General features: G+C 68.0%; 24 protein-coding genes, 1 tRNA gene, 1 pseudogene and 1 riboswitch. Of the genes and pseudogenes, 13 read left to right on the top strand and 13 right to left on the bottom strand.

Going from position 1 to position 26,708, the window contains the following annotated elements; all coding sequences use genetic code 11:
* The first annotated feature begins 193 nt into the window (after window positions 1–193).
* From cobI to cobN, 13 genes and pseudogenes are all read left to right on the top strand, one after another.
* The gene (cobI, locus tag ACPEES_RS17765; protein WP_435104916.1) at window positions 194–895 is read left to right on the top strand and encodes a precorrin-2 C(20)-methyltransferase; all 702 of its coding nucleotides are present in this window, start codon (window positions 194–196) and stop codon (window positions 893–895) included.
* A complete protein-coding gene (locus ACPEES_RS17760) occupies window positions 892–1,668 on the top strand; it encodes a cobalamin biosynthesis protein (RefSeq protein ID WP_435104915.1) in 777 nt (258 codons plus the stop codon). Before cobI ends, ACPEES_RS17760 begins: the two co-directional genes overlap by 4 nt.
* A complete protein-coding gene (gene cobJ, locus ACPEES_RS17755) occupies window positions 1,661–2,437 on the top strand; it encodes a precorrin-3B C(17)-methyltransferase (RefSeq protein ID WP_435104914.1) in 777 nt (258 codons plus the stop codon). The genes ACPEES_RS17760 and cobJ overlap by 8 nt, the downstream gene beginning before the upstream one ends.
* 144 nt (window positions 2,438–2,581) lie before the next feature.
* Window positions 2,582–3,382: a precorrin-4 C(11)-methyltransferase gene (gene cobM / locus ACPEES_RS17750; RefSeq protein WP_435104913.1), complete on the top strand. Its 801-nt coding sequence runs from the start codon at window positions 2,582–2,584 to the stop codon at window positions 3,380–3,382.
* Window positions 3,379–3,747, top strand: a pseudogene (locus tag ACPEES_RS17745) (precorrin-2 dehydrogenase/sirohydrochlorin ferrochelatase family protein); the annotation flags it as partial. The gene cobM and the pseudogene ACPEES_RS17745, both read left to right, overlap by 4 nt.
* 48 nt (window positions 3,748–3,795) lie before the next feature.
* Window positions 3,796–4,551, top strand: coding sequence for a uroporphyrinogen-III C-methyltransferase (gene cobA, locus ACPEES_RS17740; RefSeq protein ID WP_435104928.1), 756 nt, complete (start codon window positions 3,796–3,798; stop codon window positions 4,549–4,551).
* Between the two features lie 47 nt (window positions 4,552–4,598).
* Window positions 4,599–5,693: a cobalt-precorrin-5B (C(1))-methyltransferase gene (locus tag ACPEES_RS17735; RefSeq protein ID WP_435104927.1), complete on the top strand. Its 1,095-nt coding sequence runs from the start codon at window positions 4,599–4,601 to the stop codon at window positions 5,691–5,693.
* The gene (locus ACPEES_RS17730; protein WP_435104912.1) at window positions 5,690–6,430 is read left to right on the top strand and encodes a precorrin-6A/cobalt-precorrin-6A reductase; all 741 of its coding nucleotides are present in this window, start codon (window positions 5,690–5,692) and stop codon (window positions 6,428–6,430) included. Before ACPEES_RS17735 ends, ACPEES_RS17730 begins: the two co-directional genes overlap by 4 nt.
* Window positions 6,431–7,167: 737 nt before the next feature.
* Window positions 7,168–7,373: riboswitch (cobalamin riboswitch) on the top strand.
* A gap of 35 nt (window positions 7,374–7,408) precedes the next feature.
* Complete coding sequence (locus ACPEES_RS17725) at window positions 7,409–7,585, top strand: CbtB domain-containing protein (protein WP_435104911.1); 177 nt, start codon at window positions 7,409–7,411, stop codon at window positions 7,583–7,585.
* 135 nt (window positions 7,586–7,720) lie between these two features.
* Window positions 7,721–8,518 (top strand): CbtA family protein, encoded by a 798-nt coding sequence (locus ACPEES_RS17720; protein ID WP_435104910.1) that lies wholly within the window; start codon window positions 7,721–7,723, stop codon window positions 8,516–8,518.
* Complete coding sequence (locus ACPEES_RS17715) at window positions 8,499–10,235, top strand: AAA family ATPase (protein ID WP_435104909.1); 1,737 nt, start codon at window positions 8,499–8,501, stop codon at window positions 10,233–10,235. The genes ACPEES_RS17720 and ACPEES_RS17715 overlap by 20 nt, the downstream gene beginning before the upstream one ends.
* A 13-nt stretch (window positions 10,236–10,248) precedes the next feature.
* Entirely contained in the window at window positions 10,249–11,316 is a 1,068-nt protein-coding gene (cobW, locus tag ACPEES_RS17710) for a cobalamin biosynthesis protein CobW (RefSeq protein ID WP_435104908.1), read from the top strand.
* A gap of 504 nt (window positions 11,317–11,820) precedes the next feature.
* Window positions 11,821–15,639: a cobaltochelatase subunit CobN gene (gene cobN, locus ACPEES_RS17705; protein ID WP_435104907.1), complete on the top strand. Its 3,819-nt coding sequence runs from the start codon at window positions 11,821–11,823 to the stop codon at window positions 15,637–15,639.
* Window positions 15,640–16,085: 446 nt separating this feature from the next.
* Here the strand turns inward: cobN and ACPEES_RS17700 are convergent, their stop codons facing one another.
* The 13 genes from ACPEES_RS17700 to ACPEES_RS17640 form a co-directional block, all read right to left on the bottom strand.
* Window positions 16,086–17,273, bottom strand: a complete 1,188-nt coding sequence (locus ACPEES_RS17700) for a zeta toxin family protein (protein WP_435104906.1) — start codon at window positions 17,271–17,273, stop codon at window positions 16,086–16,088.
* A gap of 10 nt (window positions 17,274–17,283) precedes the next feature.
* Entirely contained in the window at window positions 17,284–17,658 is a 375-nt protein-coding gene (locus ACPEES_RS17695; RefSeq protein ID WP_435104905.1) for a TA system antitoxin ParD family protein, read from the bottom strand.
* 173 nt (window positions 17,659–17,831) lie between these two features.
* Window positions 17,832–17,945 (bottom strand) — tRNA-OTHER (locus ACPEES_RS17690).
* A 68-nt stretch (window positions 17,946–18,013) separates the two neighbouring features.
* Window positions 18,014–18,439, bottom strand: a complete 426-nt coding sequence (locus ACPEES_RS17685; protein WP_435104904.1) for a helix-turn-helix domain-containing protein — start codon at window positions 18,437–18,439, stop codon at window positions 18,014–18,016.
* 317 nt (window positions 18,440–18,756) lie between these two features.
* On the bottom strand, window positions 18,757–19,110 hold the full coding sequence (locus ACPEES_RS17680) for a hypothetical protein (protein ID WP_435104903.1): 354 nt from the start codon (window positions 19,108–19,110) through the stop codon (window positions 18,757–18,759).
* Between the two features lie 177 nt (window positions 19,111–19,287).
* A complete protein-coding gene (locus ACPEES_RS17675) occupies window positions 19,288–19,554 on the bottom strand; it encodes a carbon storage regulator (RefSeq protein ID WP_435104902.1) in 267 nt (88 codons plus the stop codon).
* Between the two features lie 123 nt (window positions 19,555–19,677).
* Window positions 19,678–20,325: a transglycosylase SLT domain-containing protein gene (locus tag ACPEES_RS17670; protein ID WP_435104901.1), complete on the bottom strand. Its 648-nt coding sequence runs from the start codon at window positions 20,323–20,325 to the stop codon at window positions 19,678–19,680.
* Window positions 20,325–21,542 (bottom strand): LPD7 domain-containing protein, encoded by a 1,218-nt coding sequence (locus ACPEES_RS17665; protein ID WP_435104900.1) that lies wholly within the window; start codon window positions 21,540–21,542, stop codon window positions 20,325–20,327. Before ACPEES_RS17665 ends, ACPEES_RS17670 begins: the two co-directional genes overlap by 1 nt.
* A 15-nt stretch (window positions 21,543–21,557) precedes the next feature.
* Complete coding sequence (locus ACPEES_RS17660; protein ID WP_435104899.1) at window positions 21,558–23,336, bottom strand: type IV secretory system conjugative DNA transfer family protein; 1,779 nt, start codon at window positions 23,334–23,336, stop codon at window positions 21,558–21,560.
* The gene (virB11, locus tag ACPEES_RS17655; protein WP_435104898.1) at window positions 23,311–24,345 is read right to left on the bottom strand and encodes a P-type DNA transfer ATPase VirB11; all 1,035 of its coding nucleotides are present in this window, start codon (window positions 24,343–24,345) and stop codon (window positions 23,311–23,313) included. The genes ACPEES_RS17660 and virB11 overlap by 26 nt, the downstream gene beginning before the upstream one ends.
* The gene (locus ACPEES_RS17650; protein ID WP_435104897.1) at window positions 24,338–25,624 is read right to left on the bottom strand and encodes a TrbI/VirB10 family protein; all 1,287 of its coding nucleotides are present in this window, start codon (window positions 25,622–25,624) and stop codon (window positions 24,338–24,340) included. The genes virB11 and ACPEES_RS17650 overlap by 8 nt, the downstream gene beginning before the upstream one ends.
* Window positions 25,625–25,627: 3 nt before the next feature.
* A complete protein-coding gene (gene virB9 / locus ACPEES_RS17645) occupies window positions 25,628–26,416 on the bottom strand; it encodes a P-type conjugative transfer protein VirB9 (protein WP_435104896.1) in 789 nt (262 codons plus the stop codon).
* 10 nt (window positions 26,417–26,426) lie between these two features.
* Entirely contained in the window at window positions 26,427–26,621 is a 195-nt protein-coding gene (locus ACPEES_RS17640; RefSeq protein WP_435104926.1) for a VirB8/TrbF family protein, read from the bottom strand.
* Window positions 26,622–26,708 lie beyond the last annotated feature (87 nt).

The following is a 26,708-nucleotide window of genomic DNA, read 5'->3' as shown; positions in this document are numbered from 1 at the left end:
CAGCGCATACGGGGGCGGGAGCGTCTGCCGCCAGGGATGGCGGCAGTCGAGCCTACAGGGACGTATTCACGGCGTCTCCCGCCCCCGTATGCGCCGTCGCCCCACCCCGCACGGTCAACGCGCGTGCCAGGACCGCGGACGCCACACCACGAACAGTGCTGGACCCAGTTCCGCGCCAGCAAGGAGGCCAACCATGACCGGCACCGTCTGGGGCATCGGCGTCGGCCCCGGCGCCCCCGATCTGCTCACCCTGCGCGCGGCCAACCGCCTGGCCGCCGCCACCACGGTGTGCTACATCGCCGCGCCCAACCGGCCGTCACGGGCGCGCGCCATCGCCGCGCCCCACCTCCGCGAGGGTGTCGACGAGCTGCCGGTGACCATCCCCATGAGCAAGGATCGCAGCGCCGCACAGTCTGCTTACACGGAGGCCGCCGGGACACTCGCTGCCCGCACCGCCGCCGGTGAAGACGTCGCCGTGCTCTGCGAGGGCGACCCACTGCTCTACGCCAGCTTCGGCTACCTGCGCGAACACCTGAACGACGACGTTCCCGTGGAAGTCGTGCCGGGCATCTCCTCAGTGGGCGCCGCCTCGGCGCGGATCGGTCGCGCCCTCACCCGCCAGGACGAAGATCTGGTCGTGCTCACCACCCGCAGCAGCGACGGGGCGATCCGCGCCGCCCTGCGGGACCATGCCGCAATCGCCATCCTCAAGGCGGGCCCGCAACGCCAGCGCCTCGCCGGACTCATCCGCGAGAGCGGCCGCGCCGCCGATGCCGTGTACCTGGAGCAGGTGGGCGGCCCGGAGGAAACACTCCACGCCGGCCTAGAGGACCTGCCCTCAGGTCGTGGGCCCTATTTCGCCATCTTCCTGGTCTTCCCCGAGGCGTCGGCGTGAGCACACCGGTCATCGTCAGCCTCACCGAAGCGGGAAAGGCGTTCGGCGAACGCCTCGTCCCGCTCTGCGCGGGGGCCGAGCACCATCACCGCCCCTCGCCTTTCGGCGAGCGCGTGCGCGCCTGGTTCATCGAAGGCCGGCCGTTGGTACTGATCACCGCCACCGGCATCGCGGTACGCACGCTCGCGGCAGTGATCGGCGACAAACGCCAGGACCCGCCGGTGCTGGTGCTCGACCAGCACGGCCGGTTCGTGGTGCCCCTGCTCGGCGGCCACGACGCCGGCGCCAACGACTGGGCCCGGCGCCTCGCCGAGCACCTCGGCGCTCAGGCGGTGCTCACCACCGCCTCGGCTTACACGCACCCCATCTGGGTCGCCGGCCTCGGCTGTGACCGCGGCTGCCCCCGCGAAGACATCCAGGCCGTGCTCACGGATGTGCTCACCGCCGCCGGGCTCGACGCCAACGCGCTGGCGGGCCTGGCGAGCGTCGACCTCAAGGCGGACGAAGCCGGCATGCTCGCGCTCGCCGGGGACCTGGACCGCCCCTTCACCACCTATCCTGCGCAGGCGCTACGCGCTCATGAGGACGCGCTGTCCGAGCGCTCCGAGCACGTCTTCGCCGCCGTCGGCTGCTACGGCGTCGCCGAGGCCGCCGCGCTCGCCCGGGCCACCGAGCTCGGTAACGGCCACGCGGAGCTGGTCGTCACCAAGCGCAAGAACCGGCGCGCCACCGCAGCACTTGCGCGCAGCTACCCGGAGATCACCCATGGCTGATACCGCACCCGAGACCGATGCCCCCTGCCTGTGGGTCGTGGGCACCGGCCCCGGCGACACCGCCCACCTGACGCCGGCCGCGGCCAACGCCGTGCGTGCCAGCACCGACGTGGTGGGCTATGGTCTCTACCTGGACCTGCTCGGCGACCTCATGGACGGTCGCGAGCGCCACGAAGCCCCGCTGGGCGAAGAGACAACGCGCGCCGAGATGGCGCTGGACCTCGCCGCCGACGGGCGGACCACAACCCTCGTCTCCAGCGGGGACGCCGGCGTCTACGCCATGGCCAGCCTGCTGTTCGAGCGGCTGGCACAACGGTCCGCCAGCGAGCGTGAACGCGTTCGCATCGAAGTGCTACCCGGCATCTCCGCGATGCAGACCGCCGCGGCAAGGGTGGGTGCCCCGCTGGGCCACGACTTCTGCGCCATCTCCCTGTCGGACCTGCTGACGCCGTGGCCCGTGATCGAGCGCCGCGTACGCGCCGCCGCGGACGGCGACTTCGTGGTCGCCTTCTACAACCCGGCCTCCCGGCGTCGCGACTGGCAGCTTCCCGCCGCGCTGGAGATCCTGCGCGCCGCCCGGCCGGCCGACACGCCGGTGGTGGTGGCGCGTAACCTCACCCGCGAGACGGAAGCGATCACCCGCACCACCCTGTCGGCGCTGGACCCGGCGCAAGTGGACATGCTCTGCGTGGTGCTGGTAGGCAATGCCCAGACCCGGGTGATCGATGACTGGGTGTATACGCCCCGCGGCTATGCAGCCAAAGCCTGACAATGACGAGGCCTGGAGAAGTGGTCGGGGCCGAGGCGCGGACACCGCCGTCGGGGATCGGCCGGCTGCCGGTCGTGACCCGGCGTGCCATCCCCCGGCCCCAAACGTTCGCTGACAGCAGCAGGCCCTGAAGGAGGACAACCCGTGAAAGTCTATTTCATCGGCGCCGGCCCCGGCGACCCGGAGCTCATCACGGTGAAGGCGCAGCGGCGCATTCGCGAGTGCGGCCTGGTGCTCTACGCCGGCTCCCTGGTGCCGCCGCCCGTGCTCGAGGACGTCGCCCCCGACGCGGAGGTGATCAACACCGCCACGCTCTCCCAGGAACCCATTATCGAGCACATGCGCCGCGCTCACGAGCAAGGCATCGACGTGGCGCGGGTGCACTCCGGCGACCCCTCCATCTACGGCGCCGTCGGCGAACAGATCCGGCGTCTGCGCGAGCTCGGCATCGACTACGAAATCATTCCCGGCGTTACCGCCGCGAGCGCCGCCGCCGCGGAGATCGGCTGCGAGCTCACGCTGCCGGACGTCGCGCAGACGGTGATCATGACCCGCTACGCCGGCAAGACCTCCATGCCCGACGGCGAGGCGTTGAGCGACCTCGCCCGCCACGGCGCGACGCTGGTCATCCACCTGGGCGTCACGCGGCTGCACCACATCGTCGAGGATCTGCGCCCGCACTACGGTGGCGACTGCCCGGTGGCCGTGCTCTGCCGTGTGGGCTGGGAGGACGGCGACCGCGTCGAGGGCACGCTGGACACCATTGTCGAGCGGGTACGGGCGAAGGGCTTCACCCGCACCACCATCATCCTGGTGGGGCGCGTGCTCGCCATGGACGGATTCTCCGACTCGTTCCTCTACCGCGCCGACAAAGCCCACTACTACCGCCCCCGCGGGCGCACCGGCGCCGCCCGCGGCGCGGCGCGACTGCCGGGCAACGAATGACCATGGGCACCCTGGCACTGTTCGTCGAGCTCGAAGGTCGCGACTGCCTGGTGGTGGGCGGCGGCGAGACCGCCCGCCGGCGGGTGGCCGCCCTGCGCGGCGCCGGCGCACGAGTGACCGTGGTCGCCCCGCGGGTCGCGCCCGGTCTGGCCGAATCGGCCGCGGATGGTGACGTCATTCATCACCCGCGCCGTTTCGAGCCAGCGGACCTCGGTGGTATCTGGCTCGCCGTGGCCACCACCGGCCACGCCGAGGTGGACGGCGCCGTCGCCAGGGCGGCAGCCGAGCGGGGCATACCCTGCGAAGCGGCGGCCTCACCGACCGGTTCCTGCCGTTTGCCCGCCACCATCGATCGCGGCCCCGTGCACATCGCGGCCGCCCCCATCGCGGAGACAAAGACACCGGCCGGGCAGGTGGACCTGGTGGGTGCCGGCCCCGGGGACCCGGGCCTTTTGACGCTGGACGCCCTCGCCGCCCTACAGTGCGCCGACGTCGTACTCCATGACCGGCTGGTGGCGGACGAAGTGCTCGCACTCGCCCCGCCCGAGGCCGAGCGGCACTACGTGGGCAAGGCTCGGGCTCGGCATAGCTACGAGCAAGGCAGCCTCAACGAGCTCATGGTCGAGCTCGCGCAAGACGGCCGCCACGTCGTACGGCTCAAGGGCGGCGATCCGTTCGTCTTCGGCCGCGGCGGCGAAGAAGCCGCCTCGATCGCGGCGGCAGGCATTCCCGTACGGGTCATCCCGGGCATCACCGCGGCCGGCGGCTGCGCCGCCTATGCGGGTATTCCCCTGACCCACCGCGACTATGCCCATAGCTGCCAGTTCATCACCGCCCGGCGGCGCCACGGCGCCATCGAGCTGGACCGCGACGGCCTCGCCCGGCCGCGGCAGACGCTGGCGATCTACATGGGCCTCTCCGCCCTGGGCGAGGTGTGCGACGAGCTCACGGATGCAGGCCTCGCGCCGGCGACCCCCGCGGCGCTGGTCGAGCGCGGCACCCTCCCCGATCAGCGGGTGCTCACCGGCACCCTCGCGAATCTACCGGATCGCGCCCGGCCGCTGGCGCTGCGCTCGCCCACGCTGCTCATCGTCGGCGACGTGGTGCGCCTGCACGCGGCGCTTCACGGTGAGCGTGACGCCAGCCCGCCCGTTCCGGCCCTGGAGTGATCGCGGTTCCCGCCATGAGCGCCGAGCGCACCGCCAACGGCCCGTCCATGCGCCCGGAAACGCCCGAGCGCCGCGGCCCGCTACGCACCGGCTTCACCACCGGCGTGTGCGCCACCGCCGCCGCCGTTGCCGCCGCACGCCTCACGCTCACCGGCTTCCGTCTGGGATCTGTCCACGTCACGCTGCCGAGAGGCCGCAGCGCCGACATGGCCATCCACGACCTAAGCGCCACCAACGACGGCGCCGAGGCCGGCGTGATCAAGGATGGCGGCGATGACCCCGACGCCACCCACGGTGCCCGTGTCTGGGCCCGGGTGATTCCCGAGCCCGAAGAAGACGTGCGCTTCCGCGCCGGCGCCGGCGTGGGCACCGTCACCCGCAGCGGGCTGACCGTGCCGGTGGGGGAGCCGGCCATCAACCCGGTGCCACGGCGAATGATCCGTGAGCACCTGCTGGCGCTCGCCGACGAACACGGTCATGCCGGTGGCTTCAGCGTCACCGTGGGCGTCGATGACGGCGAGCGCATCGCCCAGCGCACCATGAACGCCCGGCTCGGCATCCTGGGCGGTCTATCGATTCTGGGAACCACGGGCATCGTCCGCCCGTTCTCCTGCGCCGCCTACATCGCCTCCATCCATCAGTCCGTCGACGTGGCCCGCGCCAACGGCCTGGAGCGCATCGCCGGCTGCACCGGTTCCACCAGTGAGGCCTTCGTCCGCACCCGCTACGGCCTCGGCGACATGGCGCTGGTTGAGATGGGGGATCTGGTGGGCGCGCTCTTGAAACACGTCCGTCGCCATCCCGTGCCAGCCGTGATCCTCGCCGGCGGGTTCGGCAAACTCAGCAAGTTCGCCGCCGGGCACCTGGATACTCACAGCCGCAAGGCGCCGGTGGACTTCGACTTCCTCGCCGCCCAGGCCGGCGAAGCAGGCGCGGAAACGGCGCTGCGAGCCGAGATAGCGTCGAGCAATACCAGCATGGCCGCCCTCACCGCCTGCCAGGCCGCCGGTATCCCCCTCGGCCAGCGCATCTGTGCACTGGCGGCGGCACAGGCTCGTGGTTATCTCCCGGCTGGCACCGCGCTCACGGTCTGCGCCGTGGACCGCCAGGGCGAACCGGTGGGCATCGCGGAGGCCCCGTGAGACTGCTGCTGCTCGGCGGCACCGGCGACGGCCGCTCGCTCGCCGCCCGCCTACACGCCGACGGCCACGAGACCATCTACTCGGTCGCGGACCCACAGGCCCGGCCCCACGTCCCCTGCCCGGTGCACCGCGGCGGCTTCGGCGGCGTCGACGGGCTCGTCGACTACCTGCAAACACACCGCATCGAGCGCCTGCTGGACGCCACCCACCCCTATGCCGCAACCATCAGCGCCAACGCCCGCGCCGCCGCCAGTCGCGCGGGGATCGCACTGTGGGCGCTCCACCGCCCGCCGTGGCGCCCCGGCCCCGACGACCGCTGGCACTACCTCGCCGACATCCATGCGCTACCGGCCGCGCTCGAACGTTACCGGCGACCGCTTTTCACCATCGGCCCCGGTGCGCTGGATCTCGCCCCCGTGCCGCCGCACCAGCACTGGAACGTGCGCTGTCTGCCGGACCACGGACGCACGGTACCGACGCGCTGCACCACGATCGAGGCGCGGGGCCCTTTCGCGCTGGACGACGAGCGCGAGCTGATGGACCGCCTGGAGACGGATGTTGTGGTCACCAAGAACAGCGGAGGCAACGCCGTCGCCGCCAAGCTGGTAGCCGCCCGCGAACGCGGCATTCCGGTGCTGCTACTGCGTCGACCACGCCTGCCACCGCCGGACCGCAGCTTCGCGAGCGCCGCGGTACTTCGCACGGCTTTGCGAGCGGAAGAGGCAGGCAGCGAGTAAATAGTTGAAAGTCTCAAGTCGAAAGCGACAACGGCGCCGCGGTCGATGGCGGATTGCGCTACGCTCCATCCACCCTACGAGAGGCGCCGCTCACGCCATCAACGGAGTCGTCGCGTAGGGTGGACGGAGCGCAGCGCAGTCCACCACCACAAATGAGCGAAAGCGGCGTAGGCCGGCTCCAGGCGAGCGTCAGCGAGCTCGAAGCCGGCATGAGTGATCACGGCCGAAGGCCGTTCCTCAGTTACAGGTTCAACGCTGCAAGTTCCAGGTCGCGAGCGGCACCGGCACCGCGGCTGCCAACTCGCCACTTTCAACTTGAATCTTGGAACTTTCCACTTACTAATCTTCTCAGAAGTATTGTCATGCGTCAGCCGGTCTGTGCGCCGATGGGGCAAGGCGCGAGGCGCGCCGTGTAGCCGGGCTACATAAGCGGTGAGCAACGCAGATCCCATCGGCGCACAGACCGGCCCAAAGGGAGCGCCACAGCGACCCGGTGGCGGCGTTGCGCTCGCTTGACGTGACCCAGCCACGCCGGCGCGAACGCGCCTTGCCCCCGGGCCGCTGTGGCGCTCTGACGTATGACAATACTTCTGAGAAGATTAGTAAGGTCCGGCTTCGCCGCCTTCACGCCCATGCCGGCATCCGATGCGCTACCACGCACGGGTGCCGGCCTACGTCTGCTTGAAACTTGCAACTCCCGACACACCGCCGGTTTGACCCGCACGCGCCCCGCCGCCTACCATTCGTCGCTCAAGGTGCTCCCTGTCGGGAGAGAATCGGGAAAGTGGTGCGCGCATCGTGGTTGCGCAATTCCACTGCTGCCCCCGCAACGGTGATCGAGAGAGATGCCTGCACGAGCCACTGTCGTCGGACGGGAAGGCGCGGGCGTCGCGGAAACGCCCCTCTCGTAAGCCCGGAGACCGGCCTTGACGCCATCAACCCATGGACAGCGCACGGGTGAGTGCGTGAGGAATGGATATGCAACAACACACCTCCGCTATCGCGGTCGACGCATCCCCCGGAACCCTGGTTCAGCTGGCCGCTGCCGCGGCGCTCGGTATCGTGGTGCTGTTCGCCGTGGGCTTCGCCCCGATGAGCGAATTGCACAACGCCGCTCACGACACGCGGCACTCGGTCGTCTTCCCCTGCCACTGACGGGCACCGCGCACCAGCGCGCCGCCATTCGGCGGCGGGCGCGCCGCAACCACTCCGGCTAGCCCCACGCTAGCCCGCTCCCCCCGTCCCCGACGGGGAGGCTGTGTCAATCGATTTCGTTATCCAGGGGGATGAATGCTCTTTCGACGCATCCTGACCGCCGCGCTCGCGGTAAGCATCGTCACGGGGCTCGCGTTCGCGCTGGGCCAGCACTTCCAGGTCAGCCAGCTCATCTACGCTGCCGAGGCCTTCGAGGGCGGTGGCGCCGCGGAAGCCACCCACCACCAAGACGGCGCAGGCCATGATGCCGAACACGGCCATCACCACGGCGAGACCGCCGCGGACCACGGCCACGCTCATGGCCACAGCGGCGAAGTCTGGACGCCCGCCGATGGCGGCGAACGCATTTTCTATACCGCGCTCTCGGATATCTTCGTCGCGCTGGCCTTCAGCGTTCTCATGCTGGTGGCCATGTCGGCGACCCATCTCTATCGCGGCACCACGGTCGGCCCCGCCCGGGGGCTTGCCTGGGGCGTCGCCGGCTTCGCCGTGTTCTTCGCCGCGCCCTCGCTCGGCCTGCCCCCGGAGCTCCCGGGCATGCAGGCGGCGGGCCTGCAGGCACGCCAGCTCTGGTGGATCGCCACGGTGGCCTGCACGGCAGCGGCCCTCGGGCTGTTCGTCTTCGCCCGTGGATGGAAGAAGGCCCCCGGCGTCGTGCTCCTCGCGATTCCCCATCTGGTGGGCGCGCCCCATCCCCACGGTGGCGCCTTTGCCGGCATGGAGCCGGACACCGTGGCGGCCATGAGCGAGCTGCACCAGCAGTTCATTGCCGCCACCGCGGTGACCAATGCCGCCTTCTGGCTGCTGCTCGGCCTCGCCTGTGGCTGGGCCATCCAGAACTGGGTACTCCGCGATGACCGCAACGCCGCATAGCCCCGTCTTTCCGTTCACCGCGATCGTCGGCCAGGAGCAGCTCAAGACGGCGCTGATCCTGGCGACCATCGCCCCGCGTCTCGGGGGCGTACTCATCAGCGGCCCCCGCGGCTGTGCGAAGTCCACGCTCGCCCGGGGCCTCGCCGACCTGGACCCGGAAACGGCCGAGCGGTTCGTCACCCTGCCGCTGGGCGCAACGGAAGAGCAGCTCATCGGCAGTCTGGACCTGCAGCAGGCCCTCGACGACCAGCGCGTCGCCTTCAACCCGGGCCTGCTCGCCAGGGCCCACGGCGGTGTGCTCTACATCGACGAGGTCAACCTGCTGCCCGACCCGCTGGTGGACTCCCTCCTCGACGTCGCCGCCTCCGGCGTCAACCACGTCGAGCGTGACGGCATCAGCCACCGCCACGCCGCGGAATTCCTGCTCGTGGGGACCATGAACCCCGACGAGGGGGAGCTGCGCCCACAGCTCACCGACCGCTTCGGCCTGGCGGTGGCGTTGGACAACTCGAGCGACGTCGCCGAGCGCACCGCCATTGTCCGCCGCCGCCTCGCCTTCGAGCGTGACCCGGAAGGCTTCCTCGCCGAGCATGCCACCGCTCAGCAGGCGCTGCGCGACAGCATTCGCGCCGCCCGGGAACGGCTCGACGGCGTCGCCTGCCCCGAAGCGCTGGAGGAGACCATCGCCGAGCGCTGCATCCGCGCGGGCGTGGAAGGCGTCCGTGCCGACCTCACCTGGCGACAGGCGGCCGCCGCCCACGCCGCGTGGGAGCGTCGCGACTCCGTAACCGAGGCGGACGTGGACGCGGTCGCCGAGCTGGTGCTCCACCACCGCCGGCGCCACGACGACGATGCTCCCGGCACGCCGCCGGCGAGCGGTGGTGACAACGGCAACGGCGGGCAGGGCAACTCCGGGGCCAATGATAGCGACGGTGGCGACGCCGGCCACGGCGACTGGGGCGGCATGCCGCCGCAGGCGGTGAGCCCCCAGGGCCGACGCCATCTGCCGCGGGAGACGGCGCCGGCCGAGCCACCTCCGCGAACCGCTGCAAAGCCGCCGGCGGCACCGAGCGCCGAGCAGGGCGCCGGCCCCGCACAGGGTCGTCGGCACACGAACACCGCGGCCCCCGACGCAAACCGGGTCGACTGGTTCCGCACCCTGGCCGCACCGGAAAACCACCGTGGCGAGGGTCTGCGAACCCTGCGCTACCGCCCGCCCCGGCAGGCGCCGACGACCCTCAACTGCGTGCTTCTGGACACCTCGGCCTCCACACTGAGCCATCGCGCCCTCGCCCAGGCCCAGGCGGTGGTGCTCGGCATCGCCGAGCGCGCCTATCGCGCCCGCGAGCAGCTCGCCATCCTCGCCTTCGGCAACGAACGCGCGGACTGGGTGCTGCCGCCGCGGCGTGCACCCAAGGACTGCGCGATCCACCTGGAGCACCTCCCAGCCGGTGGCGGCACACCCCTGCGCGAGGCCCTGCTCACGGCGCGACAACGCATCGACCGACTGATGCGCCGCCATCCCGGGCTCGCGTGCCGCACCTACCTGCTCACCGACGGCCGCAGCCGCGACGCGGTGGACGACATCGCACTGCCGCCGCGGGTGTGGGTGATCGACACCGAGCAGGCCCGCGTACCGCTGGGCCGCTGCCGGGTGCTGGCGCGCCAGCTACAGGCCGAATACCTGCCGCTAGCGGCAACCGTTCCCGTTCAATAGGAGCGAGACGAACATGCAACTCGACAAGATCCACGCCACCGTCGTCACCGGCTTTCTCGGCAGCGGCAAGACGACGCTCCTTTCCAACCTGCTCAAGCAAGCCAACGGCAAGCGCATCGCCGTGATCGTCAACGAGTTCGGCGAAATGGATATGGACGCCGAGCTCCTGCGCGGCTGCCCGCTGGACTGCGACGACGAGGCGGAAACCGACCGCGGCGACGGCATCTTCGAGCTCGCCAATGGCTGCATCTGCTGCACCGTGGAGGAGGAGTTCGTGCCGGTGATGCGCAAGCTCATCGAAGAGCGCCACCGCATCGATCACATCCTCATCGAGACCTCCGGGCTCGCCCTGCCCAAGCCGCTGGTCCAGGCATTCAACTGGCCGGAAGTGCGCGAGCACTGCACCGTGGATTCGGTGATCGCCGTGGTGGACGGCCCCGCCGTGGCCGCCGGCCGCTACGCCAGCGACCCGGAGCGGGTGGAGCGCCAGCGCCTCGCCGACGACAGCCTCGACCACGACCCCACCCTGCGCGAGCTGCTGGAAGACCAGCTCGGCGCGGCAGACCTGGTGATCGCGAGCAAGGCCGACCAACTCACCGACACCGATCGCGAAACGATCACCGCCCGCATCCGCGAGCACGTGCCGGAGGCCGTGAAGGTGCTCTTCGTGGAAAACGGCGAGGTGGACAACGAGCTGCTCATGGGCCTGGACGCCGCCACCGAGGAGCGCATCGAGTCCGTGGAGACCCATCACGACCGCCACCACGCCGAGGGCGAGGAACACGGCCACGCCCACGACCACTTCGACAACTGCGTCATCCGCCTGGGCACCGTGGACCCGGACCGCCTGCTCGAAGGCATCCGCAGCCTCATCGCCGAACACGCCATCTACCGGGTGAAAGGCTTCGCCGCGAGCGACAAACCCATGCGCCAGGTGATCCAGGCGGTGGGCGAGCGCATCGCCCACTACTTCGACCGCCCGTGGGAGGTCGACGAGCCGCGGGAGACCCGGCTGGTGTTCATCGGCCGCGACCTCGACCGCGACCGGTTGCAGCAGGCGTTGCAGGCGGCGGAGTCGTGAGATAGCGGCAAGCGGCAAGTTGAAAGTGGAAAGGGCGGTTCGGCTCTCGCCGTGCCAACCACAAAAGGCGCTAAGGGACTCGAAGGATCACACGGCAGACGTTGAGTCGTCATCGGAGGTCGGCCAGCGCGAAGCGCTGGCCGACGTGCCGACGCGGAGATGTCGGCTGCCGAGTGCAGCCGACCTACATGCCTGCGCTTCCCCGGAGCCCGACCTACGAGTCCGAATCCGGCGCCTCGGTTGCCGATGCGGAACCAGCGTCGCGGATGAACCCCGGACCCAGCCAGGGTCGTTGGGGCGGGCCGGGGCGGGAGCGTCTGCCGCCAGGGATGGCGGCAGTCGAGCCTACAGGGACGTATTCATGGCGTCTCCCGCCCCGGCCCGCCCCAACGACCCGTTCCCCCCAACCCTCACCGGCCAGTCAAACATCGCGGAACCGGCCCCACGCGACGAGCAACCAGGCCTCCCACGCGATCGGACGATGGGTAAAGAGGACGCACGACGATGCACATGCTCTCGGCACAACCCGGCGGCTTCAATGACGACGAGGGGATCATCGATCTCGAGCAAAGCCCCGGCGAGCTCGTCATCCTCGCCGCCGCCGACGGCACCCTGGGGCTGCTCGCCGACGCCGCCGAGGGCCTGCCCCCCGACTACCCGAGCCTGCGGCTCGCCAACTGGCTGCACCTCACCAAGCCCGCCGCCCTCGACCTCTACCGCGACCGCGTGATCGACCACGCCAGGGTCGTGGTGGTCTCGCTCCTCGGTGGCAACGCCTACTGGCCCTACGGCCTGGAGCAACTTCAGGAGTGGGCGGCGACGGACGACAGCCGCACCCTCATCGTCGTCCCCGGCGACGACGGCGAGGACGACGAGCTCCTGCGCGCCGGCACCGTCCCTCGCGCGACCGCCCACCAGGTGTGGCGGTATCTCCGCGAGGGCGGGCGCAGCAATGCCGACCAGCTCTACCGCTACCTGGGCGCCGAATGCCTCGGCCGCGACGACGACTGGCTGCCGCCGGAAGCCCTGCCCCGGGCACTGCTGTACCACCCGAACCACGCCCGAGCAACCCCGGACGACTGGCGCGCCGACTGGCAGCCCGGCCGACCGGTTGCGCTGCTGCTGTTCTACCGCAGCCACCTCCAGGCGGCGAACATGGCGATGTTCGACGACCTCATCCGGGTGCTCGCCGAGGAGGGGCTGAATCCGCTGCCGCTCGCCGTGGCCTCGCTCAAGGAAGCGGAATGCCTGGCCGCCGTGGACCGGCTCTGCGACGAGGCCGGCGCGGCGGTGGTGCTCAACACCACCGGCTTTGCCCTGCAGGCCGCCGACAACGCCGCGCTGTCCTCCCAGCCCGGGGCGAAGCCCTCGCCGCTGGGCCGCGACGTGCCCATCCTCCAGCTCATTCTCTCCAGCGCCACCGAAGCGGACTGGGCGGAACACACCCAGGGCCTGCGCGCCCGGGACATCGCCATGCACATCGCGCTGCCGGAGCTCGACGGGCGCATCATCACCCGCGCGGTGAGCTTCAAGAGCGCGAGCCGCTACAGTGAGCGCTGCCAGCTCGACGTGGTGCGCTACGAGCTCGCCGAAGAGCGCGCCCGCTTCGTCGCCACCCTCGCCCGGCGCTGGGCACGGCTGCAGATCCGATCCAATTCGACCAAGCGCATCGCCCTGGTGCTCGCCAACTACCCCACGCGCGACGGGCGCATCGGCAACGGCGTGGGCCTGGACACACCCCGCTCCACGCTCAACCTGTTACGGGCCATGGAAGCAGCGGGCTACCCGGTCCAGGACGTCCCCGACGACCCCACCGCGCTCATCGAGGCATTGCAGACCGGGATCACCAACAACCCGGACACCCTCGCGGCACAGCCCTGCTACCAGAGCCTGGACCTCGCCACCTACCGCGAGTGGTTCGCGACCCTCCCCGAGGAGTGCCAGGCGGCGGTGCGCAACCGCTGGGGCGAGCCCGAGACCGACCCCAAGCACCGCGCCGGGCGCCTGATGATCGCCGGCATCCGCCTGGGCGAGACCTTCGTGGGCATCCAGCCCGCGCGCGGCTTCAACATCGACCTCACCGCCAACTACCACGACCCGGACCTGGTGCCGCCCCACAGCTACCTCGCCTTCTACTGCTGGCTGCGCGAGGTCTACGCCGTGGACGCCGTGATCCACGTGGGCAAGCACGGCAACCTGGAGTGGCTGCCGGGCAAGGGCACGGCACTCTCCCAACGCTGCTGGCCGGACATCGCCCTGGGCGCCATGCCCCAGCTCTACCCGTTCATCGTCAACGATCCGGGCGAGGGCGCCCAGGCCAAGCGCCGCACCCAGGCGGTGATCATCGACCACATGACCCCGCCGCTCTCGCGGGCGGAGACCTACGGCGATCTCGCCGAGCTGGAGCGCCTGGTGGACGAGTACTACCAGGCCATGGGGCTCGACCAGCGCCGGGAGGACCACCTGCGCCAGGCGATCCTCAAGCAGGCCCGCGAGAGCCACCTCGTCGAGGAGCTGCCGCCGGCGGACGCCGGGGCCATCGACGACCCGGACACCGCCCTGCTCCAACAGCTCGACGCCTACCTCTGCGACCTCAAGGAGGCACAGATCCGCGACGGCCTGCACTGCCTGGGCGAGCTGCCGCCCACCGAGCAGCTCCGGGATACGCTCGTCGCGCTCATGCGCCTGCCCCGGGGGGAGGCGGACGAGGACGCCGGCCTGCTCCACGCCCTCGCCGCCGACCTGGGCCTCGGCGACGACTTCGACCCGCTCCAGGCGAAAGCCACCGAATGGTCCGGGCCGCGCCCCCCCATGCTCGCGGACGTGAGCGAGGCCGCCTGGCGCAGCGAGTACGACACCCGCGAGCGCCTGGAACTCCTGGCTCGGGAGCTGGTGGCGCGTTTCGTGGTGGACGCCGCGCCGCTCGCCGAGCTGCCCGACGGCATGCCACGCACTGCGACACTCATCGAGGCCCTGCGCGAGCGGGTACTGCCCGCCCTGGACCAGGGCGTCAGCGACGAGCTCCACAACAGCCTCGCCGGGCTCGACGGCCGCTTCGTCCCGCCCGGCCCCAGCGGCGCGCCCACCCGCGGGCGCCTCGACACCCTGCCCACGGGGCGAAATTTCTACGCCGTGGACAGCCGCGCCATCCCCACACCCACCGCCTGGGAGCTGGGTCAGGCCTCGGCGGAGGCGCTGGTACGCCGCCACCTCCAGGAGCACGGCGATTTCCCGCGCCAGATCGGCCTCTCGGTCTGGGGCACCGCCACCATGCGCACCGGCGGCGACGACGTCGCCCAGGCCTTCGCCCTGATGGGCGTGCGACCCATCTGGGCGGCGGGCTCCCACCGGGTGGTGGATTTCGAGATCATGCCCGGCTTTCAGCTCGACCGCCCGCGCATCGACGTCACCCTGCGGGTGTCCGGCTTCTTCCGCGACGCCTTCCCCAACGTGATACGGCTGTTCGACGCGGCGGTGCAGAAGCTCGCGGACATGCAGGAGCCCGGCGACAGCAACACCGTACGCGCCCACGTGGAGGCCCGGTGCGAGGCACTGGAAGCCGACGGCCTGTCCCCCGAGGACGCACGCCGGCAGGCGGGTTTCCGGGTGTTCGGCTCCAAGCCCGGCGCCTACGGCGCGGGCCTGCAGGGGCTCATCGACGAGCGCTGCTGGGACAACGGCGCCGACCTCGCCCGCGCCTACATCGAGTGGGGCGGCTACGCCTACGGCCAGCACGAGCACGGCGAGGCGGCCTTCGACACCTTCGCCCACCGCCTCGGCGAGCTGGACACGGTGATCCACAACCAGGACAACCGCGAGCACGACATCCTGGACTCTGACGACTACTACCAGTTCCAGGGCGGGATGACCAACGCGGTGCGCGAGATGCGCGGCGACGCGCCGGCGGTCTATCACAACGACCACAGCAACCCGGCCGCGCCCACCGTGCGCACCTTGAACGAGGAGTTGAACCGCGTGGTGCGCAGTCGCGTCACCAACCCCAAGTGGATCGCCGCCATGCAGCGTCACGGCTACAAGGGTGCCTTCGAGATGGCGGCGAGCGTGGACTACCTCTTCGCCTACGACGCCACCACCGGCGTGGTGGACGACTACCAGTACGCCAACGTGAGCGAGGCGCTGGTGTTCGACGCCGACAACCAGGATTTCCTGCGCAAGCACAACCCGGAAGCCCTGCGGGAAATGGCCGAGCGCCTGGTGGAAGCCATGCAGCGCGGCCTGTGGAGCGAGCCGGGCGACTACCGTGAGCGCATGGAATCGCTACTGCTGGAGCTCGACGAGGCGCGGGAGCGCGGCGGGAGCTGACAGACACCGCTAGGCGCCGGGCATCCCTGGCGCTGGCCGCGTCGCCGGCCGCCGACGGCGCAGAGAGAGAACCCGAGGCGAAACCCCGCGTCCGGTGCTCCCGGGTAACCGCCTCTGACCCGAACGCCTTCCCTCCCACCGGTCAAGACGGCCGGGTATGTGCGCTCAGCCACTACCTGCGTTCGTACCCTAGCAGGTTTGTGACAGTGGAATTCCACCGGCCGGTATCCGGCCCTCCCGTTCTCGGTGCCGGAGAAGGGATTGGCTTGTGGCTGCTCACACACTGCTAGCGCTTCAGCACCGACCGATGCCCCGGGGAGCGCTCACAAGTGGCACTGTGCAACGGCTAGAAAAGCGGCCTCGTGGGAACCCTGTCGTCCCCGGCACAGCACCGGAGTGACCGCACCGAACTTGAGTTGAGTTCGGAAGAGCCGCCCCCTCAGCAATCAGCGCTCACGATCCTCATCGTACCCGTCCGATCGCCCGTGCTCTCGGGTCCGCAGGTCCGGCAGTGAGCGACCGTGCTCGAGCTCATCAACCGCGTGCTTTATAGTGCGTGCAACGAATGCGGATTGGCTCTGTTCGTCCAAGCCTTGGTCCGCCGCTGCCTTGCGACCGGTCTCCACGATCACTGAAGCCTTGTTCATTTCGTCGGCCAACGCCGGGTAGTCCTTCGCGGCTTGAACCGGATCCTTCCTCCAGGCCTCAGCCGCGGCCGCATGGGGACCATGCTCAGCCGTGCGATCGATGGTTACCGTTGCCCGTTCTTCGCCCTCCGCGCTGTAAGCGATTGTGGCGCGCTCACCAACCTTGGGCGTGTGCGATAGGTGCGATTCGAAGTGCGCGACGGTGAAACGTTCCCCAACCTGTTGGACCACGTGCTCCTCCGTTTGACCGAGGACCCCGCCTGAGTAGGTCCCCCCAGGTCGCGCAATGTAGGTTTGCGCGGTCTCCCCGAGGCTCCTTTGGGTCAACGCGTGCGCCGCTTCGAAGCTGGCGACGGCACGATTGGCGCGCTGGGGTGCATATTGGGCCAACTCCTCGGCATAGAGCTCCCGAGTCCACTTCGGCACGGACTCGTCCACCCAGACCGCCCGCCCCTCGCGCAGCTCGATGGCGCGGTGAGGTAGCTCATTGCGCCGGGAGTTATCGAAGACATGGGTGTGATCAGCAATTCCGGACGCCTGGTGTATCAGCGCCTGGTTGCGCTGGTAACGCTCTCGGATCTTGTCCTCGGGCACCGGATGGCCACCACTATCGACCCGCGACGCGACGCGGTAGACCGAGAGGTCGGGACTGCTCACATTCACGTGGTAGAGAACCACGCGGTAGTCGGCGGCCTTCGCTTCGCGCAGCAGGTCCACCTTCGACGGATGCGAGAACGTGGACTCGGCGACCAGGCTCTTGCCTTCGGCCATCAGCTGGCGCCGCCGCTCTTCGGCCAGGCGCTGCCCGGTCTGCGACTCCTCGAGCGTCTGCGCAGAGTGCCCATAATGGCGCTGCGCCAGCTCATCGGCATTGACGAACTCCGCCGAGGTATCGAGCGGCTGGATCTCGGTGCGATAAAGAGTTGATTTGCCAGCCCCGTTTGGGCCGGCAATCATGTGCATCGTGGGGCGGTCGTCCTTGGCCATGTGGCGACAGTTACTCCTCTAGGACCTCGACGCCGCCATCGGGAAGCGTACGCACCAGGCGCCCGCGCTCGTCGTAACCCACCGTGCCAGTTCTCTGGCGGAGCTCGGCGAGGAAGTCATCCTTGGCCTTGCTCGGCGCATCCATTGCCGCCCCTCGCAGATCCTCGAAAATCTCCCGCTCGGCCGCCGTCAGATCATCCGGATCGAAGCGCTGCTCGAACGCGGCACGCACCCGATCCAGCGTGAACCCGGGCGTGGTTTCAACAGTGCGTCCGAGCTTCACCCAGTGCTCGATCTGGCCACTGACTGTGCGGTTATACACTCGCGCCTCCTTGCGCGCCTCTTCCACCAGCTCGTTCGGCAAGCGTACCGAGGTACTACTCATGCCTCCCTCCAGGTGAGTTGCAGATTAACCACAAAATACCACAAACTTACCAGCACGAAGGACTGTCACCCGGAAGGCCGAGATCCGGCGTTAGTCGGAACTCGGTCGCACGCAGCACGATATGGCCCAGTCCCAAAGGGACGCGCCCTTCACACGCGCCGGCGTACTGAAAATGGAAGCGGCGGCGGGACTTGAACCCGCGACCTTCTCGCCCGTACGTTAAGCAGACTGGTGACCTGCACGTACTGTCGACAGCGAGACGCTCTATCCTTCTGAGCTACGCCGCGTTAACCGGTGCCTGCCTCCACGTCGCGTAACCGCCTGACGGTTCTTTTCATTCTCCCGCGCAACCGCCTCAAATTCGGGGGCCCAGTTTCTTTAGCTTCTTCACCAACCCAGACAGGTCGTACGCGTTCGAGAGGCGACCCTTGTCCTCCTTATAACGTGCCTCCCAATCCACCAGCCCCGCCGCGCGAAGGCGATTCAAGATGCGGCGGACCTGGCGCGGCTGGATATTCATGCGCTGCGCAAGCGTCGCCTGACTCGGCCACGGCCTGCTGTCGGCCCGCCACCAGTGGTCCATGAGGTGAAGCATCACGTTCAGCTCCTGAGCACTCAGACCGAGCCGTAGCTGCGCTTTCAGCAGCAGCGAGGGAACCATGCAGAACCCGCGCTCGGCGACCTTTGGCCCCCACTTCTTCTTGAACTCGGTTCCGGCATCGTCGCCCTCACCCCTTATTGGTACGACGGTGCTTGATGTTCCCTTGGCTGCCTTCGTCATGCCGGCTCACCTCTGTCGCGTCGAGATTGAGCATAAGGGGCCTAGTGGCGGGAGACAACGGCCTATACGCGGTCTTCAATGACCATGCCCCCATGGTCATTGAAGACCGCTCTCCCACGGACGCTCATGACCGACTAATCAGGAACCCCTTAACCAAAAACGAAAAACGCATACGAAACTGAGTAAGCCGTAAGGGGCGGTCATTTTCGCCCGCAGGGCGACAGCAAATCGTGGCTGTCGTGCATGCTCAAGACGACGGAAGGCAGGCTATGCCGAAAGGTTGCTGCCCGGGTGCAGCCCCGGGCAGCGCCGCCTCACTAGCCTTGAGTGAGCGGGTTCGTTGCCGGCCCTTTACCGGTTTCGATGCCCAACAGCGTGTCGTTGGAGTCGAAGCGGAATCGGGTGGACTGATTGATGTTGGAACCGAAATGCCGAATCTCGGAGTAGTCGTAGACGAGGTGTGTCTCATCACCGACCTGCTTGACGCGCTGCGCCGCCCCCAGCTCCGCGACGACATCCGCCCGCGTGGTCTCGCCTGGCTCGAATGCCTGGCGTTGCGCGGCCGTAACCTGGGTGCCGCTCTTATAGGCGCCCAGAGAGGCCACATTGCAGCCACTTAGCGCCAACACCGCTGTCAGCGCCACAACGGCAGCGCTTCCTGTACGCTTCATGGAGCGTTCCTCCTTGTCGCAAGGGTTGTACCCCCGGATCGATCCCCACGATACGCCCGCCTCACAAGGCAACGTTCTCGCGAATCAATCACCGGGGAAGAGAGAAGGACGACAGACACCGCCGGCAGCCTGTGCGCGGCCATGCCCAAGCTCGTCCATGGAGAGGGCCATCACACCCTATTCATCGGGGGCCGCGGCACGCCGGCGCGGACGGTAATACACCTTGGGCCCAGCAGCTGACGCGTTCGCCGGCTCGAGCACCGTCGTTCGCCTCGCCGTCGAACGCTGATCCGGCGATAGCAACTCTTCGCGCATCACCGGCAATGACCGCGGCGCATCCACTCGGACCTTGACCGTCTCCGCACCCTGAGCCGGACGAATTTCGATGCGAATATCATCCCCAATGAGCAGGGCTTCACCATATCTGCGCGTCAAAGAAAGCATATTCCCTTATCCTGTCGTCCAATCCGTGGAGGCGCCCATAACGCGCCCAAATCGTGCAATCCCGTGCGCTCGCGCGCCGTGAACGAGGCCTCATCGACGGCGTACAGCGCGCGAACGCCCCACTCAGCCGCCATCACCCCCGGTCACCATCAACGCACTGCGACGACGCTTCTCACGCACCTCCGCCACCGCCGCGGCCCCACGGTCGCCAGGCATCGTATCCGCCGGTGGGGGAAGCTCGCCGACGTCGACGTGATAGTCGCTGATGATCTGTGACGCCCGCGACTCGGCCCCGACGCCCCGCAGAATCTCGCCCAAGCGTGCCTTCACCTTCGCCGTGTACACGCGATAGTGCTCAAGCTTGCGCGCGTGACGCTCCGGAGCCTGTGCCTTGTTGGGCAGCGCGCCGGCGTAATACGCCCCGACGGCGTACCAAGTGGCGCCATAGCGCTCGATCTCCTGGGCGAGGATCCAGGCGCCGGCGTGAATATTGGTGCAGGCCTCCCACAGGTCCTCCTTGTCGATGCCGCGCTCCTCGAGCGCGGGGAACCACTGAGAGTTCACCTGCATGATGCCCACCGAGTGCGTATCGCCGGCATCAGCGACCGCATGCACCCGCCCGTCGCTCTCCACCTCGGAGATCGCATAGAGCAGATACGGATCAACGCCATGCTTCTCACCGGCATCGATCCAGCAATTACCCGAGGACGCGAGCGTGGGCGCACTCACAAGCGCCAGGATCGCCGCGAGGAGCATCCCCCCCCGCCGCATTACCGGTCCACCTCCACGTCCTCAGTCCCACGCGTCGCTTCTGCGCCCCGACTGGCCTCAGCTTCGCGTGTCGGCACCTCCGGCAACTCCTCGCCCTTGGCCATCGCCGTTAGCCCCCGGTCCGTGACCGCTTCAACGAAGCGCTCGCGGTCCTCGGCCGATCTGTGCTGCGACGCTTGTTCGGCGGCTTCACGGATGCGCATCAACGCCGGGATCTGCGGGTCTTTTTCTGCAGCCGTCTTCGGATCATCCGCCTGGAGGGCCTGGGATAGTTCGTCCTTGCGCGCCTGTTGCTCGGGACTCAGGATCGTCCCACGCTCCTCGGCCGCCCGTGATTCCGGCGACGGCTGCGCTTTCTCCTTGTCCGAACCGGTGGCTAGCGCCGCCGTCGAGCGCTCGACGTTGGATTCACGCTGTTGGTTCTTCTCCAGGCGCCGTTCGAGCTCCATGCGATCCTGCTCAGTGGGCTTGTAGCCACGCACGTCCATACCGCGCGAAGCCGCCTCCAGCCACGCCTGACGGCGGAATTCCTTGGACCCGGTGACGTTCACCGATTCCCAACCACGGCTGTCAGCCACGTCGAGCATGCCTTTGACGGCCAGGGCCGAATCGGACTTCGTGGACATCTTGCCGGCGCGCTCGGTAAAGGCGACTTCATCCGGTCGATCTTTCCAGTAGTGCTTCGTGCCCGTGAGCCGCCGTTCGCTGAGGAAATACTCATCAAGATAAGCCCTGGAGCGTGCACGCGAGGGATTCACCGGCCCATCCGCGCGAACAGCGCTGATCTCGCTGTCCACATCGCTACCGCGCTCGCGCTCGTCGCCTTCGAGTTCCTGCTGAGCCGCCACCTCCTCCGACTCGATGGCCTGTAACCGGTCTGCAGCGTTCTCGGGAGACTGCTCGGCATACACCGCCTCACGCGTTGCCGCCAAGTGCTCGGTCAGCGTACGCAGGCGCTTGGCATCCTCCGGGCTGTCCTGCTCGATACGCCCGGCGTCGAATGCGTCCAGGCGAATCGAGCCATCACGTAGGGGCTCAGGCGCTCCGGGCCGGTCAGCGAATTCCGCGGCCAGTTGCTGGCTCGCGCGGTAGGCATGGCGATACCCCGCGAGCGCGCCATCCTCCCGCTGCGGGGCGGCCTCCGGGGCCTGATCGCTACCCACTTCATACTCGGTTGGTTTCGCCTGCGAAACCGATTCCTGCTCGTGCTCTGCCATCGTCGAACCTCCTTGTTACGCCTGCGCCGGCAGCATGTTCCAGAACGCCTCGGCGGCCGCCTCGACCTCCTCATCGGTCATCGCACGTTCCTCATCGGGGAAGGGGATCGCATCAAAGTCCAAATCCACCTCCGGTTCCGCGCGTCCACGAATCTCGTTGGTGACCGGCGCGATCTCAGGGAGCGACATCGCCGGCCGCCGGCGCGTGGTGAACGCCTCCTCCTTGAACCACACGATCTTGGTGGCCTTGATCGGACGGCAGTCCCGGGCGAGCACAATGGCCTTGTCCCGGCCGAGCAGCCGTAGCTCCTGGGGTAGCATGAACGCCCGCTTGGTCTGCGAGATATTGCGGCTTGTGCTGCCCTTCGAGTGCGTGCGCGAGACCTGCTTGACCGTGGTATCCCCCAATTCCTCGGAGAGATCCTTGGCATCGTCCTTGTCCCGGGGCGGGAAGACGACACGCACGGCCATGTTGTCCACGATGTTCTTGGCGGGATCGGCACCGTAGGTGTCGCGCAACTGGGCTTCGCTCTGATAGATCGGCAGCAGCCGAAGGTTATAACCGGCCAGGAACGCCACACCCTTGGCGATCACACCGAGATAGCCCACCGCCGGGAACTCGTCCATGAGCAGTAGCACCTGATGCTTCAGGGTCTCGTCATGTTCCGGCAGCACGCGGGTATTCAGATCGACCACCTGCTGGAAGAACAAATTCACGATCGGCGCCATGCGCTCCAGATTGTCCGGGGTCACCCCCACATAGATCGTCATGCGCTTGCGCCGCAGATCGCGGAGATCAAAGTCATTGCCCGACGTCGCCGCATCGATCATCGGGTTCATCCAGAGACTGAGCGCCGAGGTCACCGACGACTTCACGCCGCTTTGCTCCTTGGGCGCCTTGCCGGCGAAATTCGACAGCGCCATCACACACACGGGGTCAAGGCGGTCGCCATGCGCCTGCACGATCTCGGCGAAGTGATCACCGGTGGGTTTCTCGGTTTTGAACTGCCGCAGCACCTCGCCCATCGTCACCGGCAGCTCCGGGGTATCGAGCAGGTAGAGCACAACACCGAGGAAAATATCGCGGGCTTCCGAGGTCCACATGGGGTTCTCCCCCGGCGGCTCCTGGAAAATCAGCCCGGCGATCTTCTGGATATCGTTGATCCGCCTTGGCCCTTCGGCGATATAGGCCAGCGGATTCCAACGGTGGCCATAGCCGCTTTCGGCGACCGGATCGAACAGATAGCACGCCTGCCCGCAGGCCGCGCGAAACCCGGAGGTGAGCTCGAAATTCTCGTGCTTGATATCGAGCACCACCGCCGAGTCATCGAAATTGAGCAGGTTGGGAATGACCACGCTCACGCCCTTGCCGGAGCGTGTTGGCGCACGCACGCCCACGAACTCCTGCCCCTCCAGGCAGAGCGTGCGCGCGCCAACGCGGCCGAAGATGATCCCCCGCTTGCCAAACAGACCGGCCTTGGCGATCTCACCGGCCCGCGCCCAACGAGCATCCCCCCAGACCTTCTTCTTGCCGGGCATGAACATCGCCACCAACGCGGCCACCACGGCCGCCGCCCCGGCCATTAGCCCCTCCTGGAGCAGCTTCATCGTGTGGGGATCGTCGGGATAGGCCTGGTAGTAGGTCCACAGTGTCCATGGGCGGGCACTGTTCGTCTCCAGCCCGGCCCGCCAGAGAAACCACACCGCCCCCACATAGCCGATGCCGAGCACACCGGCGACGAGGCCGGCAGCGCCCATCCCTAGCCACTTACCCCAGCTTCCGTTCTGGGTCATAGAACACCTCCGTGACCACGCGCCGGCCGCCAACGCGCTTCAACTGCACAATCACATCGATCACCGCGTAGATATCCGCGACGATCTCCTCACGCTTCATCACCGTGCCCGCCTTCATGATCTCGCGAGCGAGACGCGAGACCGCCTCCTGGGGACTGTCAGCGTGCACCGTGGTGATACTGCCGGGGTGGCCGGAGCCCACCGCCTCGAGGAAATCCAGCGCCTCGGTGCTGCGCACCTCGGAGAGCAGAATGCGGTCCGGACGCAGCCGCAGGCAGGCGACAATCAGATCCGCTGGCGTAAGCTGGGCGGTGCCCTGATCGCCCTTGCTATAGAGCAGGTGCACGCGATTGGGATTGGCGATGCGCACCTCGCGGGCATCCTCGATAGTGATCAGCCGCTCGTCCGCCGGAATCTCCTTGAGCAGCGCATTGGTGAACGTCGTCTTACCCGTCGACGTGCCCCCGGAGACGACGATGTTCTTGCGTAGCTGCACGGCACGGCGGATGAAGGCCGAATAGTCGCCGCCGTTGAGGCAATCCAACAGCTCCCGATCCGCCTCGGGAAGTCCCTGGTTGCGCACCTCCACCGACTCGAAGGCGCCCTCGGCCTCGTAGTCGTCGAGCGTGCGATCGAGCACCGAGGGTTTACGAATCGCCAGCACCACAGTGCCCGGCTCGACGGCCGGCGGCATCACGACCTGCACACGCTCGCCATCCGGCAACGTGCCCGAGAGCAGCGGTTGCGTCTCATCGATGCGCTGATCGTTGAAGCTCGCGATAAGCCGCGCCAGCCCTTCCAGATGCTCCAGCGTGAGCTCGGGTACCTCATGCCGGGTGATAGCACCGTGACGCTCCACGAACACCACCCCCGGCTCGTTCACGCACACCTCGTTGGTGTCCTCGTAGGCGAGGAAATCGAGCAAGGGCGCGAGAAAGTGCCGGACGGGGCCAGCCGGCCCCGCCGCGGCCGCACTCGACACAGAGGTATCGACAGCTTGCTCAGACATTGCGGAAATCCACGTCCTTGCTCACGAAGATCTTGATACGGTCGCCCTGATGCTTGTAGAGCGTCGGCGGGATATCGATCTGGACCTCCAGGGCCTTCTCCGCGGCATCGTTGAACGACTCCACCGCCGACAGCGCGGCCTCGCCATCGCCCTCGACATACTTCGCCCCCTCGATGCCGATGACCGAGAGCAACAAAGACGCCCCGAAACGCTCGAAGAAGTGCGTATCGCGGTAGCCCTCATGGCCACTGGCCCCCAACGGCCCGGTGCCCGGCGAATCCAGCATGGCCAGCACGCCATCGGGCCGTCGCAGCCGGTTCCAGGAGACGAAGATCCGCACGCGCCCGCGCGCCATCCCCGCGCGGTACTGGCCGGTAATGGTCGACCCTCGGGGGACGAGCACCCGACTGCCGTCAGCGCTGTAGATATCCCGCGAGACCTGGCACTTCGTCTTACCGGCCACCTCGGAGATGATGCGGGTCTCCAGGGTGCAGTCGATCATCGTGCCCTCGGCGAGCAGATGGGACAGTGGCGGGCCCTGATACGCACGGGTGCTCCCTTTTGAGCCGCGCTGGAGCGTGCCCTCGAGCGTGTCCTCACCGCCGCCCATGCCACCCATGCCACCCAGGCCACCGAAACCGCCGCCACCGCTGCCGCTATAGACACGGCCGCCGGACGAGCCGCCTGGTGCGGAGTCCCCATCGACGGAGACACCGGCATTGCGTGCCATCTCCATTGCCCGCTCCTGCTGCTCACGTATCGCCTGCATGCGCGGGGATTCGGCGGAACCGCCGGCGCTGGCGAGCAGGCTCCCGTCACCGGTGCGTTGTGCGGCACCCGATCCGCTCGACTGCTGGTCGCCGTTACGTGACGAGGCGATCAGCAATGGCGAGCGGCGTCGCGCGTCCGCCCGGCGTTCCGCCGCCCGGTCACGCTGATTGCCGGCAGGTGCCTGCGGCCGTTGTACCTGCGGCTGCGGCGGTTGGCTGGGTTCCGGCTCGGGTTCCGTTTCAGGCGGCGGTTCGGGCTCGGGCTCCCTGGGGATGTCCGGCACCTCGATCGCACTGACGTTGCGATATTCCTCCTTGGCTTTCTCGGTTTTCTGAACGGGCTCGCTCTGAACCTCGCTCCAGAAGGAGTAAACAGCGAGAAAGCCGACCATGCAGAAGGCGATCCCGCCGACGATGATCGGTGCGAGTTTGCTCTTCTTGTCGGTGATCTGCGGGATGCCGGACTGTTCCACCTCGTCCCTGGTGTTCGTGTCCTTTGGTTCAGCCATGGCCTACTCCTTCGTCGTCGCCGCGACAGGGACCGCATCGGACGGGGTCTTACGGGCTGCATAGCTGTTGTTGAAAATACAGGTCACCGAATTGCCCTGGCGCAACGTGAACTGCGCGGCCGTGCGCTGGACCACGATGTACTGCCCCCGGACGTGGTGGTTGACCAGCGCCTCGCTACCGTCCTCAGCGACCTGGAAAATGGCCGGCACGTCGGCCTCATCGGGAAAACGGAAATACGTGAACTCGCCGTCGTCGAACACCCGCACCGGGGCATGCGTGTCCGAGCCCTTCATCGAGTAGTCCCAATTCAGCGCCGTGGGATCGACACGACGGTCCGGCACGACCACCTGCTCATCCTTCTCGCGTTCGGCGATCTCCTTGGCGAGCTGTCGCTTCAGCGCTTCCTGCGGATAGTAGAACCGCATCTCGAAAGTCAGATCCTCATCGCTGACGTTATTGGCCTTGGCCCCACGAAGCTCGAAGTTGTAGGTGCGCTTGTTGGTAAGCACCGTCATGTTGGTGTCGGGGTCGCCCTCGATGGGCTTCAAGAACAGGTGGTTTTGCTTGTTCACCACCATCCAGGCGAGCGAATCCCCGATGGAAATGTGCTGGATGGTCTCGTTGTCGCCGAAGACGATGTGCGAGGAAGTGCGATAATGCGCGTTCACCCGCACCACATCCGTTGGCTTGTAGGTCACCGTCTTCACCCGCGGATCAGAGCGACCAGGGCGCGCGGTCTCCACCGCCTGCGACTGCGTTGCCACGATCGCCAGCGCGGCCGCGGCGATCACCAGCTTCCAGTTACTCACTGTCTTGAGCCTCAACTTCCTGTGCGTGTGCGTCCTGCGGTACCGGCGACGCCTCTGCCTCCGGATCGCGCCGGTAGTCCGTTACCTCGAAACCAAGCGGGTTGACCAGTCGATCCTGCTCACTGGCCGGGTTCGACACATACCTAAACGTCAGCGTCGATAGCTGTCGGGTCCCCGACGATTGCATAGACCCGTCTCGATATGCATTATGGATGGGTCGCGAGGTGATGCATGCGTTGATTGAAGGCGTCGGGGGAGAAGCCGGGTGAACATT

Source organism: Arhodomonas sp. AD133 (assembly GCF_051195215.1).
Taxonomy (GTDB): domain Bacteria; phylum Pseudomonadota; class Gammaproteobacteria; order Nitrococcales; family Nitrococcaceae; genus Arhodomonas.
This window is presented reverse-complemented; position numbering and strand designations above follow the sequence as displayed.

Coding starts and splice junctions, on each gene's coding strand:
- cobI (WP_435104916.1), top strand. CDS start 194: ATGACCGGCACCGTCTGGGGCATCGGCGTCGGCCCCGGCGCCCCCGAT.
- cobJ (WP_435104914.1), top strand. CDS start 1,661: ATGGCTGATACCGCACCCGAGACCGATGCCCCCTGCCTGTGGGTCGTG.
- ACPEES_RS17735 (WP_435104927.1), top strand. CDS start 4,599: ATGCGCCCGGAAACGCCCGAGCGCCGCGGCCCGCTACGCACCGGCTTC.
- ACPEES_RS17725 (WP_435104911.1), top strand. CDS start 7,409: ATGCAACAACACACCTCCGCTATCGCGGTCGACGCATCCCCCGGAACC.
- ACPEES_RS17720 (WP_435104910.1), top strand. CDS start 7,721: ATGCTCTTTCGACGCATCCTGACCGCCGCGCTCGCGGTAAGCATCGTC.
- ACPEES_RS17715 (WP_435104909.1), top strand. CDS start 8,499: ATGACCGCAACGCCGCATAGCCCCGTCTTTCCGTTCACCGCGATCGTC.
- cobW (WP_435104908.1), top strand. CDS start 10,249: ATGCAACTCGACAAGATCCACGCCACCGTCGTCACCGGCTTTCTCGGC.
- cobN (WP_435104907.1), top strand. CDS start 11,821: ATGCACATGCTCTCGGCACAACCCGGCGGCTTCAATGACGACGAGGGG.
- ACPEES_RS17700 (WP_435104906.1), bottom strand. CDS start 17,273: ATGGCCAAGGACGACCGCCCCACGATGCACATGATTGCCGGCCCAAAC.
- ACPEES_RS17695 (WP_435104905.1), bottom strand. CDS start 17,658: ATGAGTAGTACCTCGGTACGCTTGCCGAACGAGCTGGTGGAAGAGGCG.
- ACPEES_RS17685 (WP_435104904.1), bottom strand. CDS start 18,439: ATGACGAAGGCAGCCAAGGGAACATCAAGCACCGTCGTACCAATAAGG.
- ACPEES_RS17680 (WP_435104903.1), bottom strand. CDS start 19,110: ATGAAGCGTACAGGAAGCGCTGCCGTTGTGGCGCTGACAGCGGTGTTG.
- ACPEES_RS17675 (WP_435104902.1), bottom strand. CDS start 19,554: ATGCTTTCTTTGACGCGCAGATATGGTGAAGCCCTGCTCATTGGGGAT.
- ACPEES_RS17670 (WP_435104901.1), bottom strand. CDS start 20,325: ATGCGGCGGGGGGGGATGCTCCTCGCGGCGATCCTGGCGCTTGTGAGT.
- ACPEES_RS17665 (WP_435104900.1), bottom strand. CDS start 21,542: ATGGCAGAGCACGAGCAGGAATCGGTTTCGCAGGCGAAACCAACCGAG.
- ACPEES_RS17660 (WP_435104899.1), bottom strand. CDS start 23,336: ATGACCCAGAACGGAAGCTGGGGTAAGTGGCTAGGGATGGGCGCTGCC.
- virB11 (WP_435104898.1), bottom strand. CDS start 24,345: ATGTCTGAGCAAGCTGTCGATACCTCTGTGTCGAGTGCGGCCGCGGCG.
- ACPEES_RS17650 (WP_435104897.1), bottom strand. CDS start 25,624: ATGGCTGAACCAAAGGACACGAACACCAGGGACGAGGTGGAACAGTCC.
- ACPEES_RS17640 (WP_435104926.1), bottom strand. CDS start 26,621: ATGCAATCGTCGGGGACCCGACAGCTATCGACGCTGACGTTTAGGTAT.